The organism is Streptomyces sp. SM11 (assembly GCF_002910905.1).
Taxonomy (GTDB): domain Bacteria; phylum Actinomycetota; class Actinomycetes; order Streptomycetales; family Streptomycetaceae; genus Streptomyces.
Window position 1 is genome coordinate 1 of record NZ_NEUE01000112.1, and the last position, 13,450, is coordinate 13,450.

General features: G+C 70.1%; 9 protein-coding genes. 3 read left to right on the forward strand and 6 right to left on the reverse strand.

Going from position 1 to position 13,450, the window contains the following annotated elements:
- A partial coding sequence (locus tag B9S58_RS08035) for a nitrate- and nitrite sensing domain-containing protein (RefSeq protein ID WP_103531422.1) occupies nt 1–1,964 on the reverse strand: 1,964 nt, incomplete at its 3' end.
- A gap of 705 nt (nt 1,965–2,669) precedes the next feature.
- On the opposite strand from B9S58_RS08035, the gene B9S58_RS08040 reads away from it, so the two are divergent.
- On the forward strand, nt 2,670–4,325 hold the full coding sequence (locus tag B9S58_RS08040) for an N-6 DNA methylase (RefSeq protein ID WP_103531423.1): 1,656 nt from the start codon (nt 2,670–2,672) through the stop codon (nt 4,323–4,325).
- A 52-nt stretch (nt 4,326–4,377) separates the two neighbouring features.
- Here B9S58_RS08040 and B9S58_RS08045 read toward each other — a convergent pair whose 3' ends face one another.
- The 3 genes from B9S58_RS08045 to B9S58_RS08055 are packed head-to-tail and all read right to left on the reverse strand — an operon-like array spanning nt 4,378 to nt 9,590.
- Nucleotides 4,378–6,522 (reverse strand): UvrD-helicase domain-containing protein, encoded by a 2,145-nt coding sequence (locus B9S58_RS08045; protein ID WP_103531424.1) that lies wholly within the window; start codon nt 6,520–6,522, stop codon nt 4,378–4,380.
- A 30-nt stretch (nt 6,523–6,552) separates the two neighbouring features.
- The gene (locus tag B9S58_RS08050) at nt 6,553–7,779 is read right to left on the reverse strand and encodes a restriction endonuclease (RefSeq protein ID WP_103531428.1); all 1,227 of its coding nucleotides are present in this window, start codon (nt 7,777–7,779) and stop codon (nt 6,553–6,555) included.
- Between the two features lie 2 nt (nt 7,780–7,781).
- Complete coding sequence (locus tag B9S58_RS08055; protein WP_103531425.1) at nt 7,782–9,590, reverse strand: DUF4357 domain-containing protein; 1,809 nt, start codon at nt 9,588–9,590, stop codon at nt 7,782–7,784.
- A 208-nt stretch (nt 9,591–9,798) separates the two neighbouring features.
- Between B9S58_RS08055 and B9S58_RS08060 the strand changes: the two genes are divergently transcribed.
- On the forward strand, nt 9,799–10,746 hold the full coding sequence (locus B9S58_RS08060; protein WP_146063477.1) for a hypothetical protein: 948 nt from the start codon (nt 9,799–9,801) through the stop codon (nt 10,744–10,746).
- Nucleotides 10,747–10,804: 58 nt separating this feature from the next.
- Here B9S58_RS08060 and B9S58_RS08065 read toward each other — a convergent pair whose 3' ends face one another.
- The gene (locus B9S58_RS08065; protein WP_103531427.1) at nt 10,805–11,140 is read right to left on the reverse strand and encodes an ATP-binding protein; all 336 of its coding nucleotides are present in this window, start codon (nt 11,138–11,140) and stop codon (nt 10,805–10,807) included.
- Nucleotides 11,141–11,273: 133 nt separating this feature from the next.
- Entirely contained in the window at nt 11,274–11,921 is a 648-nt protein-coding gene (locus tag B9S58_RS40165; RefSeq protein WP_374935662.1) for a hypothetical protein, read from the reverse strand.
- Between B9S58_RS40165 and B9S58_RS08070 the strand changes: the two genes are divergently transcribed.
- On the forward strand, nt 11,907–13,298 hold the full coding sequence (locus B9S58_RS08070) for an IS1380 family transposase (RefSeq protein ID WP_103531107.1): 1,392 nt from the start codon (nt 11,907–11,909) through the stop codon (nt 13,296–13,298). The genes B9S58_RS40165 and B9S58_RS08070 overlap by 15 nt on opposite strands.
- Nucleotides 13,299–13,450: the final 152 nt, after the last annotated feature.

Below are 13,450 nucleotides of genomic sequence, written 5' to 3' on the forward strand. Positions count from 1 at the left end.
GGCGGGGTGATCGGCCGGGACGCCTCGTAGCCGACCGCGCCACCCAGTACACCCGGCTGCTGTTCCTGGTCCTCCCGCAGGTCCAGCGCCAGCACCTTCGTGGGCAGCGTGACCTCGGCGATGGTCCCGGGGCCGGAGGAGTCGCGCAGTTCGACAACGATGCCGTGGCGCGCGGCGAGCCGTGCCACCACGTGCAGACCCATGGACCGTACGTCGCCGATGCCCGCCCGCGGTTCGAGCAGCGCGGCGTTGTGGACCGCGCGGCGTTCCGCCGTGATGCCCACTCCCTCGTCGACGATCTGCACCACGGCCCGGTCCCACAGCCGCCAGACGGCGACCCCGACCTGCTTGTCCGGGGGCGAGTACCGGGTCGCGTTGTCGAGCAGTTCCGCCAGGACGTGCGCCACGTCGTGCACGGCCCGGGCGGTGATGCCGATCCCCGACTCGATCACGCCGAGCGAGACGCGGTCGAACTGCTCGATCTGCTGGGCGGCGGCAACGATGACGGTGGAGCACCCGACATCGGCGGAGCGCACCCGGGCGTTTCCGTAACCACCCAGTACCAGAAGGTTGTTGGTGTTGCGTTCCATGCGGACGGCGAGGTGGTCGAGAGCGAAGAGGGTCTTCATCCGTACGGGGTCGGCCTCGTCGCGCTGCACGCTGTCCAGCTCGGACACCATGACGGCGGTCAACCGGGCTCCACGGCGGGCGACACCGACCAGTGTCTCGGCCAACCGCTCGTGAGCATGTGCCTGTTGGGCGGCCAGCCGGACGGCCTCGTGGTGGACGGCGTTGAACGCCTCACCGACCTCGCCGATCTCGTCCTCGCCCGTGGTCCCGACCGGATCGCCTGTCCGCCGGGCCACCTCCTCGGGTGTCGCCCCACGCAGCGCGCCGGGCTGGGACAGCTCGCTCATCACGGCGGGCAGCCCGGAGTGGGCGACCTCGTGCGCGGCGTTGCGCAGATCGCGCAGCCGCCGGATCATGACGCGCCCCAGGCGGATCGCGACGACGACGACGCCGACCAGGGTCAGCACCACCAGGGCGACCTCCGCACCGGCCGTCCAGATGAGGGTGGTGCGTACGTCGGACACCTCGGCCAGGACGGCCGCGTCGACCCGCTTCTCCACCGAACGCAGCAGCTCCTGGCGGTCGTTGGCGGCCCGCTGCCATTCCTTCGGCGTGACGGTGATGTCCTTGTCGGCGCCGGTGCGCCCGATCTCGTCCTCGAACCGCCGGGCCTCCAGTGCCTTCGCCCCGGAGAGGGTGCGTTCCAGCCAGGTCCGCCATGTGCCCGGCCCGAGGTCGAACATGGCGCCGACCGACTCGGTGTAGCCCATCCGGGCGGCGTCGAAGGTCCGCTGCGAGGCGGTGGTGAAACCGCCCGCGGCCTGCGCCCTCGCCACGGTGACCTGCTGCTGGGCGGTGTACTCGGCGGCCTCGGACAGGGCGGCCGCGGCGCGGATCCGGTCCGCGATGTCGGCGTCGACGCCGTCGGCCTGCGCGATGCCGTCGCGGTAGCTGTTGAGGTCGGCGATCACGATCCGATAGCCGAAGGCGAGGGCGGAGATGGTGCTGCTGCCCGAGCGCGCCTGGGCGCGAAGCCCGGGCATCTCCTCGATGAAGCGCTCGATACGGTCCAGAGCGCCCTGTGCGCTGCCGGGTACCGCGGAGAGGTCCTTGGTCCGGCTGCGGAATCCGGCGATGCTCCTGTCGGTCGCGTTCGCACGTAATCGGAACGTGTCCGCGTCTCCCTGTTCGGAGACCAGGGCGGTGGCCGCCGCCCGCTCACGCTGTAACTGATGGGTCAACTCGCTTGCACCGTCGGCGGCGTGGACCATCGAGGTCAGCCGGTCGGCCTGGAGTGCCTGGTTGGTCGCGGGTGCGAGGGCCAGAACCGAGAAGGCGACGGCCACGGTGAGCGGTGCGGCGACGAGGAGTACGAGGCGACGATTGATTTTCACTGCGCGGCTCCGTCGCCGGAACCGGGTTCGAGTATCGGTGACACGCGGATACCTGTTAACGAGTTGTGAGGGGCGCCGGTGAGGGCGTCCTGGATGAGGGGGAGGGTGCTGGTGGGGCAGAAGAGGCCCCAGAGGCGCGCGGCATGATCCTATGCCGTAGCGCACACCTCCGGACGGGTGAATCTCTGAAAAATCTGCGCACTGGCCGCACAGAGATGTTCCAACCTCGATCGCAAGTGCGCCTAAAGCGACGGTTATTGAGCACGACAGAGCAGCCGAAACAGTCCGGGCCAGGTCCGACCGGCCGTCGACTCGCCACCTTGGGGCGGGACCGTCGGACGGGGGCGCCCGCGGCGGCCCCCACCGGCCGCGAAGGCTGGGGAGGTGCCAAGCAGTCACCTTCCGCGAATACCGGTCGCCTCGACCGTCACGCCGCGTGCCGCCAGAGCCTTCGCCGTCTGTGCGAGGCCTCCGGCGTGGGAGCGACACCGCTCAACCGGTAGATGGTGCGTACTTCGGTGTTCGCGGTCATGACGGGCCTTCATGCGGCAGGGGAGTGCGGCAGGGGCTGGCGATACGGACGCGCCCACGAGGTGCAGCCAGAACGCGGTTCGCCGTGCACGATACGAATCCGACACACATCTGTGCGCAGCGTCAACAGTATTCACTCTGGAGTGATTGTCTCGCCCCGTGTACGCTGTGGCTATGACGGAAAATGCCGCTGCATCGGTCGGTGCCCTGGTCACCGGAGCCGAGATCGCTCGGTTGGCCGGTGTCACCCGGGCGGCAGTCTCCAACTGGCGTCGGCGCTATGACGACTTCCCCGCGCCGGCGGGAGGCGCCGCCAACAGCCCGCTCTTCGCGCTTGTCGAGGTCCAGGCCTGGCTGGACAAGCAGCGCAAGGGTCAGGAGATCTCGCCCGAGGTCGAGCTGTGGCAGGCTCTGCGGGCCGTCTACGGAGAACAGATGGTCGCGGGCCTGGCGGAGGTGGCCGCGGCCCTGGCCGGAGACCTCGCGCCCGGCCTGCCGGACGAGGTGATGACCCGGGTGCGGCGACTGGCCGGCGGTGAGGCGCCCGCCGACCTGGTCAACGGTCTGACCGAGCGCTTCGTGGACTCGGCGCGGCGGGCGGGGTCGGACCAGGTGACACCTGAGCGCATTGTGCGGGCTGTGCGGCACTTCGCCCCCGAACTACCCTCTGGCGCAACGGTTTTCGACCCCACCTGCGGCATCGGACTGCTGCTTCTGTCAGTCGCTTCGGGGACGGACGTGCGCCGCTGTGGTCAGGAATCGGACGCCGACAGCGCTCGGTTCGCGCAGCTACGAGCCGATCTTCTGGAATGCACCCGGGTCGCCGTCGTGGACGGGGATTCCCTGCGCGCCGACGCGTGGCCTGATCTCAGGGCCGGTCTCGTGGTCTGCGATCCGCCGGCCGGCGTCACCGAGTGGGGGCGGGAGGAGCTGCTGCTCGACTCCCGCTGGGAGCTGGGAACACCGTCCAAGGCCGAAGGCGAGCTCGCGTGGCTGCAACACGCCTACGCGCATACCGATCCGGGCGGCCACGTGCTCATGGTCATGCCGGCTTCGGTGGCCTATCGCAAGGCAGGGCGTCGAATCCGCGCGGAGCTCGTACGCCGCGGCATTCTGCGTCAAGTGGTCGCCCTGCCACCCGGAGTGGCCACTTCGCACTCCCTGCCCGTACACATCTGGTGCCTCAGGCGTCCGGACGGCACCGGAAGCGCGGACACGCGCCACACCGTGCGCATGGTCGACCTGACGGGAAACAGCCCGGACGGCAGCCTGGACCCCCGCGCGGATCAGGTTGCCGACGTGCCGTTGATCGAACTTCTCGACGACACCGTCGATCTCACCCCTGGCGCGCACCTGCGGCCCCGGCACCGCGACTTCCCCGAGGAGTACGCGGCCCTGCGCAGGGAAGTGGAGAAACGAATCGCCCGCGTGGTCGCCCTGCTGCCCGAGTTGGCCGAGGGCGGTCAGCCGGGCTCGCTGGACGGCGCGACCACGAGCATCGCTGATCTTGCCCGGGCCGGACTGGTCAGTTACGAGGGCGCGGAGCCGGTGTCGGCCAGTGATCAGCTCGATACGGACTACCTTCAGGGGTTTCTGCGCAGCTCCGCGAACGCCCGCCGGTCCACGAGCGCCAGTGGGAGCCACCGCCTCGACACGCGGGGCGCTCGTCTCCCCAGGATGGGGATCGACGAGCAGCGCCGCTACGGCTCCGCCTTTCGCTCCCTGTCCGCGTTCGAGCAGGATGTGCGCGAGATCGGCGAGCTGAGCAGACAGCTCGCCGATCTCGGGCGGGACGGTCTGGCCACGGGTGGACTGGTGCCGGAGGACTGAGTGGTCGTGTGAGGCCGTACCCGGGCTCGGCCCCGGTCTGCCCCGGGGCCGGTCAGTCGGAGCGGGGGGACAAGGGCAGGAAGGGGCTCGGTTCGGAGCTCCAGGTGACGGACAGCGCTTCGCGGGCGCGCGTGCAGGCGACGAACAGCAGACAGCGCTCGCGGAGCAGATCGGCCTCGTGCTGGAGCGGGTCCGATTCCCGGGCCGTGATCTCGCGGGCGAACGGTATGGTGCCGTCGCTGACACCGAGGACGGAGACCGCCCGGAACTCGAGTCCCTTCATCGCGTGCATGGTGGCGAGTCGTACGCCGCCGGTCCCGTGCGGGACCTGGCCCTTGGCCCGCACGGCCGGGACGCTGGCGGCCCGCAACTTCTCCTCGACGGTGTCCAGGGAGAGGTTGAAACGCGCGCAGACGCCGATCTCGTGTGGCTGGAGCCCCTCGGCGACCCACGACCGGACCCGGTCCACCAGGGCTTCGGCCTCGTCCGCCCGCGTCGCGTGGCCCGCCAGCAGAGGACGGCTGCCGTGCAGGAGGGAGCGGTATCCGTTGAGAGAATCCGTTCCCTCGCCTTCCAGCGCGCCGACGGTGACAGGAGCGAGCAGCCCGGCCGACCAGGTGAGGATCTCCTCGGTGGAACGGTAGTTGACGCGCAACCGGAAGCTGCGGCCCGAGGTGGCGATTCCCAGGGAGCCGAGTGACACCCGGGAGTCGTAGATCCGCTGGTGCGGGTCACCGGTGACGAACAGATCGTCGGGACCCGGGGGAGCGGCGGCGCGCAGCACCCGCCACTGCGCTGGATGCAAGTCCTGTGCCTCATCGACCACGACGTGTGCGTACGGAGCCGGTTGGCCCTCCAGCAGCTCTGCCGCACGCGAGCAGATCCGCAGATGGGTGGTCTCTCCCCGGTCGCGCAGCAACTGTTCGAAGCGTTCCACCCCGCTCCACACGTCGCGTCGGCGCGCGGCTCCGAGGCCGGTGCCGTGGCCGCGACGACTTGCGCCGAGGTACGCGTCGAGACCGCGGAGGTCCTGGCCGAGGACAACGTGCCGGTACTCCTGCGCGAGGAACTGCGCGGTGAACGGCAGACCGAGCTGCTTGACCGTCCGCTCCCACAACTGGCGCTGTTCCCGGTCTCCGATCGGCTTGGGAACGGTCGCCGACGCAGCCCGTCGGACTCCGTTCGCGAACGCGTCGACCGTCGTCACGTCCACGCGCGCGAGTGCCTTCTCGTCCTGGTCGAGGAGCAGGCCGAGCATGTCGCGCAGTCCGGCCGCGAGCGCGTTCGTGTACGTGGTCAGCAGGACGCGGCCATCCGTGGAGCGGCCGAGGAGATGCCGCACCCGGTGCAGGGCGGCCACCGTCTTTCCGGTACCGGGTCCGCCGGTGACCTGGACGGGACCGCCGTACGACGTGCGGTAGGCGACCCGCCGCTGCGAGGGGTGGAGAAAGATCCGCCAGGCCTCGAACGGCTTCTCCAGGGCCTCCTCCAGCTCCTGGGCTCCGGTGACCAGGCGGATGCGGGCGGTCGTGTTGGCGATCACCGTCGCCAGGTCCTCGACCGGTTCGGCGGGCGCGTCCGCGGGACGGCGGACCGCCACGACATCCCGGTACACCTCATCGGGGCCGAAGCCTTCGGCGAGGTACTGGAGGACCTCCAGTTGGTCCTCGGGCAGGAGCGTGGCGAACGCGTTGAGCTGCTGCTTGTCGACCATCGAGCGGGCGGCCCGCAGAACCTGGTCGTCGATGCCCAGTTCGCGAAGGGTGCCGTCGGAGATCTTCGCGAACAACAGCCGGGGCGCCTGACGCGCGGCGGTCTCGTACACCGGCGTCAGCTCGTCCAGAGCGACGGCGTTACGTACCTCCAGCGCCCGTGTGGCGGAGTTCGCACTGTAGAGACGCTTCGCGGCCCAGGTGTAGGCGTCGTCGTGCGGCAACACGTTGACCAGGAGGAAGACGTCGCTGCCGTCGTCGGGAGCGAGGACGACGCCCCGCCAGAAGTCGGTGATGCGGATGGTCCGCATCCGTCCGTCGCGCGCCTTCTCCACGGACTCCAGATGAAGTCCTTTGTCCGCGTTCAGCTCCGCCGGGCTCAGAGCCTGGAACTTCGCCATGGCCTTGCGTACACCGGCGCGAACCGGCTTCTCCAGGGTCTCGTAGCCGTCCCAGAAGCTCTGGGCGAAAGCGAGCCGGGGCATGAGGTCCTCCCGTAGGTGCCGGACGATGGTTCATGATCGAACATGCGGTGCCGCCCCGGCCAGGTGCCTGGCGATGTGCTCCAGCGCCGTCAGGAGCGCTGCCGGAGGGCGTGAGAGGTCGACGCTGTGCTGGAAGAGCCGGATTCCGGACCCGTGCACCTCATGGACGCGCACGGGCTCCCGGCCGGCCGCGTAGACCAGGTGCGCCTCGGGCAGCCCGAGGACCGTCGCGTAGGCGAGCGCCTGGTAGAGGTCGGCGTTGAGGAGGCCGTCGGCTCTCTCGACCTTGTACTTGGCGTCGACGACGGCGACCGGGGCACGGCCGTCGCCGCTGCGCACGACGAGGTCCGGACGTATGCCCACGCGCTCGGCGGCGTCGAGGTGGTGGGCATCCTGCAGGCGGGCGGTGAGCCCGTGCTCCCGCACGGCCTGCCGCAGTCCGACGGTGACGAAGTCCTCGAACAGCTTGTTCATGTCGAGCAGGAAGCCGTTGACGGGGAGCGGGTCGGCTCCGGCAGGCCGGTGTTCCGGGGACGTGCCGCGCAGAACGGCTTCGGCCAGTCGCAGGGCCGGCCGGTAGCGGGAGTTGAGGCGGGACGGCTGCCATCGGGGCAGTTCCCGGCCCCGTACCAGAGGCAGGGCGTCGGCGAGGCGGAGACGCTGGCGGGCGAGGAGCCGCCGGACGGGCGCGGTCACCCCGGGCAGGCGGAGCAGCCGTTCGACGGCGGCACGCAGGATGCGGTTCTCGGCGGTGTCGGCCGTGTAGGCGTCGTAGCTGATCTCGACGGGCGGTGTCCGGCCGAAACGCCGTCGGACCTGGTCGGCTTCCCGTATGCGTCCGCGCACGAACAGCGCGGACTCCTCCATGGTGCGGTAGCCCTGGAGGACGCCCTGCCGCAGAGCCACGTCGATCTGTCGCTCCACGGCGTGTGCGAGCGCGGGGACGACATCCTCGTGGCCCCCGGTGTCGATGCTCCCCTCCCGGCTGTCCCGCCAGGCCCGGGCCGGGTCGAGACTGAACCCGAGCAGGAAGAAGAGCCTGCCCACGGGCGTCTTGGGCATGATGCGCACGACGGGGCCGCCGGGGACGCGCACCGCGCCGACGCTGCTGCCCGCCCGCAGGAGCCAGTGCCCCTCCCGGCCGGGATCGGGGGTGGCGCTCCGTAGAACGCCGGCGCCGGCGAGCGCCCGGCCGGCCTCCGTGCGGAGCGGTACGGAGACGGCGGGGCCGTACTCGCGCAGCGACACCTCCTCCACGCTCACGGGAGCCTTCTCCGCAGGGCGTCGAGGCCGTAGCGGGCGGCGACATCGAGCCCCTCGCCGTAGTGATGCTCCTCCAGGAGCGGCAGGATCTTCGTACGCCAGGTCCGGCCGAGGCCGCCGTCGCGGTATACGCCCGGCTTCATCAGGTACGACGGGCCGATGGCGAATTCGGGGTCGTCGATGAGGGCGTTGAGCGCGTCCAGGAGGCGGGCGGGTTCGTCGTCCTTGCCCTCGCGCTCCAGCCAGCGTGCGAGCAGACCGGCGGTGGGCTCGGTGCGGGGGGACAGTTCCACGAAGGCGAACCGGCGGCGCATGGCCGCGTCCATCAGGGCGATGGACCGGTCGGCGGTGTTCATGGTGCCGATCACGAACAGGTTGGGCGGCAGCCCGAAGTCGTCCCCCGAGTAGGTGAGGCGGACGGACCGTTCGCGGTACTCGAGCAGGAAGTACAGCTCACCGAAGACTTTCGCGAGGTTGGCACGGTTCATCTCGTCGATGATCAGGAAGTGGGGGATGTGGGTGTTGCCCTCGCGGGAGGCGAGGTCCGCCAGCTCCCGGAGCGGTCCTGCCGTCAGCCGGAACGCGGCCTCACGGGTCTCCGGGTCCTCCACGGGCCGAAACCCTTCGAAGAAGTCCTCGTACGCGTAGGACGGATGGAACTGGACGATCTTGACCTGCTCGGGGCCGCCGCCGAAGTGCTCCGCCAGCTTCATGGCCAGATAGGTCTTGCCGGTGCCCGGCGGACCGTACAGCACCATCTGGCGTTCGTCCGTGAGGAGTTCACGCACCTCGTCCAGCCAGGCCCGGTCATGCACGAGCAGCTTGCCCGCCAGGGCGTCCGTCACCTCCGGCAGGACCAGCTCCCTCACTTCGGAGGAGGGCGGCAGGCCGGAGACGCTGCCCTCGGCCGGCCCGACGGGGCCGTCCAGCGCGTCCAGCGCGTCCAGGACACCGGTCAGGTCGACGATGTCGTGCTGCACGGACAGCTTCTGCTGCACTGCTTCGGGAAGCTCCTCGTACGCCTGACCGCCGGGCCGCCAGGAGGCGGCACGCCGCAGATTCGACAACCCGCCCGGGGACGCGGTCTGCACGGCCTCCCCGTCGATCCGCCCGACGTACAACTGCCCGTCGCTTATGGTGGCCACCGTGTCACCCACCCGCATCTGGGTGAGGAAGCCGTGGAGTTCGTCCACGAGACCACGCTTCTGGTTGTACGAGGCGGCTCCCTCGTAGCCGTCCTCGACGAAGCGGCGCAGCGTGCTCTTGGTCGGGTCGTTCTCCTCCAGTGGCGGCAGATGGGCTCCGGAGAGGGAGACGAAGCCCTCCTTCAGCCACAGCTGCCGCACCAGATTGTGTCCCGACACGTTGGAACCGCGCACCAGCCAGGCCTTCCTGGGGGCCCGCCAGCCGGTGGAGAGGTAGTCGGCGAGCGGGTGGCCCTCCGCGGTCCGCCAGGACTCCGGGCCGGAGGCGTCGTATCCGTAGACCAGTCCGGCCGCCGCGGACGAGGAGTTGCAGATGATGTCCCGGGTCGTCACCCAGCGCCGCGGCGCGTCCGCCGCCCCGTGCGTGGCCGGGGCATCGGCGAGGGCGCCGCTCGCACGGAGTTCGGCGCGCGACTCGCGCGCGTGGCGGCTCAGGCCCGGCCATGCTTCAGCGGCGACCAGCGAGCCCTCGCGCAGCAGGAACGTGTGTGTGCCGTTGCCGCCGAACTCGACGAGGAGGTGGCCGTGTGCCGTTCCGCCGTCCTTGGGGAGTCTGATGCGGAACTCCGGGGTGCCGGGGAGGTGCTGGGGCTGCGGCATGGATGACCTTCCGGGGCGGGCCTGCGCGAACACCGCACAGCCTAGCTGTTGACACTGTCAAGTCATGCGTACCAGCCAGTACACAGTTTCTGTCGATGCGTTGGCAGTGTAAACGCACTGGGTCTAAGGTGGGGGAACGGTCACGGAGCTTCCGGACGGAAGCGGTGCGCGGTCGTGGGGTGGGGGCGGTATGAAGGAGAACTCGGCCATGTCCGAGGACGAACGACGGGTGATCGCTGCCGAGTTGCCCGGTGTGATCCGGCGACTGCGGAGTTGCGCCTCAAGTGATGGCGCCATCAGTCGGACGGTCTTCGAGAGGGAGGCGGAGCGGCTCGGGCTCGGCACCGAGGAGCAGCGCCGCAGACTGCGTACGGGACTGGCGGGCGTCGGCCTTCGTGTGAAGGTCCGGCCGCGGGCGATGGACGTGCGGGAGCGGCCTTCCGCCGTGTCGGCCGCTGCCAGGGTCTCCGCCATGCCTCCCTCCGAGGCGGCTCGGCGCCTGGCTCAGGCTCGCACGATGCTGGGGCGTTACGCCGACGCCGACGGGCGGGTCGGCAAGCTCGCCCACGATGGTGTCGTGCGCCTCCACGGCCTCGGCCCCGCCGAAGCGCGGGAGCTGAGTGCCCACTTCCCGACCACCCGGCCTCGGCCGGTCGACGCGTCCGCGCGGCGGGACCGGGCCGTCGGATCCGGGGCGAAGTCGCCGGACACGGCGAGGGGGAAGGGGCGTGGTGGCCCGGTGATGTCCGCCCGGGTCTTCCTCGTCCAGGAGGTACGTCCACAGCCTGATCACGAGCGCCGCGACACCGGCATCGGTGTGCCGCCCCTCGCGCGCCAGCCCGCGGAGTGCGCTCCCGGCGGGCGAGTGGACGACTCCGGTCTCCGCCTCGTGCGGGGCGTCGGGGCAACGCCGGACCGCCTCGGGCCAGTTGCCCGCCCGTGCGGCCAGCGCGCCGAGGAGCGTGTCGTGCCGCTCGGCGGCCGCGTCGGTGTCGGGTGCGCGGAACTCGGTGCGGAGTCGGTGCGGAAGCGGTCGTACGACGTCGGACTCGGCGCGCAGGACGGCCTGCTCGGCGGCTTCCAGGAGGGTGTTCGCCGTGATGGTCCGGCCGGCTCCACCGGTCTCCTCCATCAGCACGCCCTGCCGACCCTTTGATCCTCCTTGTTGATCCCCCTTGCGCTGAAGACCACCGCATGAAGACGTGTCGGCGGCGTCAGCGTGATGTGTGCGAGGTCATGGATCTTGGCGTGAAGTCGCCCTGAGGTGACGTGTTCGACCGGTCCGGGCGGTGGCTCCGGGCCGGAGACGTCAACAGGGCGCGGACGGTCTTGCCGCTGGGGGGATACGGGACCGTCTCCCAGCTGTCGACCAGCGCGGCGACGAGCGCGAGCCCGTACCCGGAGGTGGGGAGCAGGTCTGAGGGTCCGTCCTCGCCCGGGATCGAGGGAGAGAAGGGATGGTGGTCTCCTCGCGCATCGGTGACCTCCGTGCGGAGCGCGCCGGCCACCGGGTCGAAGTGGAGCGCGAGCCGGAAGTCGCGGCCCTGCACGTATCCGTGGACCAGTACCGGTAGGCCACTGGCGAGGTTTCCGCTGCGCGGTCCCTTTTCCAGTGGCCCCCGGCCCGAACCCGCCGTGCACCCTTTCGGTGCAGCGGGCTCTCCAGTGACTACTGCGTGCTGTTCACCCGGGTTGCGTATGGATGCTTCCGTGACAAGGCGGGCAGACCACGAGGGTTCTGCGTCGCTTCTTGAGCATCAGTTGCGCCCATGCGGGCTGTTCTCCTGCGTTTCTCAGCTCTGCGAGGGAGCGAACTTGGTGTACTTGTACTTCAGTTCGCCTTTCGCAGAGTTCACACTGTCCGCGTCGCAGCCGGTCGATGAGTTGGCTGCCGCGCGGGCGGCTGCGCGGTGTGAACAAGGTGGACGGGAGGTCGTCGAGGACGGCCGTCCGTTTCCGGGTGAGGGGAATGCCACCGAACCGTGCGATCAGTGGTTTCCTGCCCTCGCGTTCGATTCTGGCCTCGAAGCACCTGCGTGGTCCCTGGGGTGTCCTGATGGTTGTTTTGTAGCGGTTGGCCATCGTGGTCACCCTCGACCGGTGCCGGGCGGCCAGGGTCTTGAGCATGGAGGTCAGCATGACCCCCTTGAGCCGGTCGAGTCTCCAGACGTCGCCGGCCAGCAGGTAGTACTGAACCCGGATCCACCGGTTGATGTGCGGCGGTGATGTTGCCGGGAACGAGGAAGTGCCCTGTGACCTGCGATGATGGGAGTTCTCTACGCTTCCAGCACGCACGACCAACAGGGCACTTCTGAGATGCAATCTTCCCATGCCGCGGCGAAGGTCTCCGCACGGTTCGATGATCCGAATCTGATCGCGTACGGCGGGCTCGCGCCGCTGGTGCGCCTGGCCGAGCGGTGCGGCCTGCCCGGCCTGGTCAGCGAGCTGATGCGGCTGCCGGCCTCGAAGAACGGCACCGGTTCCTTCCCGGCCGCCAAGGCGATGGCCCTCATCGCGGGCATGGCCGCGGGCGCGGACAGTATCGACGACATGGACCGGCTGCGGCACGGCGCGATGCGGCGCCTGTTCACCGGGGTCCGCGCCCCGTCGACCCTCGGCAGCTTCCTGCGGTCCTTCACCCACGGGCACGTGAAGCAACTACATGCCGTCGCCCGCCGGTTCCTGCCTCGCCTGGCCGCGCACACCCCGCTACTTGCCGGCGCCGACACGGTTGCCTACCTCGATCTGGACGACACCATCAAGCCGGTCCACGGCTATGCCAAGCAAGGTGTCGGCTACGGCTACAACAAGGTCAAGGGCCTGAACGCGCTGATCGCGACGCTGTCCACGCCGCTGGCCGCCCCGGTCATCGCCGCAACCAGGCTGCGCCGGGGCAGCGTCAACTCGGTGCGCGGAGCAGGATCGTTCGCCGCCGAGGCGGTCCGCACCGCCCGCGCGTCCGGTGCGACCGGGATGCTGACCGTGCGGGCGGATGCGGCCTACTACGCCGCCGAGGTGGTCGCCGCCTGCCGGGCGCTCGGCGCCCGCTTCTCGGTCACGGTGCGGATGAACGCCTCCGTCAAGCAGGCCATCGCCGCTATCGACGAGATGGCCTGGACGCCGATCAAGTACCCCAAGGCGGTGTGGGACAGCGAGGAGGAACGCTGGATATCGGACGCCGAGATCGCCGAGATCGAGTACACCGCCTTCACCTCGAAACCGAAGAAGCAGCAGGTCACCGCCCGTCTCATCGTGCGACGCGTCAAGCGCCTGAACCCCGCCACCGTGCCCGGGGGCCAGGGCGAGCTGTTCACCGCCTGGCGCTACCATGCCGCGTTCACCGACAGCACGCTGCCGCTCATCGACGCCGAGCGTGACCACCGGCGCCACGCGATCGTGGAACAGGTGATCTCCGAGCTGAAGAACGGCCCGTTCGCACACGCCCCCTCGAGCAGCTTCCAGGCGAACGCCGCCTGGCTCGCACTGGCTGCCCTCGCCTTCAACCTGACCCGCGCCTGCGGAACGCTCGCCGGCACCTTCCACGCCCGCGCGACGTGCGCGACCATCCGCGATCACCTGATCAACGTGCCCGCCCGGCTGGCCCGTTCAGCCCGCCGGCTCACCCTGCACCTGCCCGAACGCTGGCCCTGGCACGACGCCTTCGAAGCCCTCTTCCACGCCGTGAACACCCCGCCCCAACCGTTCTGACCAGGCCGTATCCGACCCGCCCGCCAGGGCCCGAGAGCTGTGGACATGTGGAAAAGCTGGGCACACCAGCGGCCACCCCATGCCCGCCGCCAGACGCATCGCCTCGATCACCGAAAACGATCACTCACGAAACGAGCCGGTGGATCCGGGCT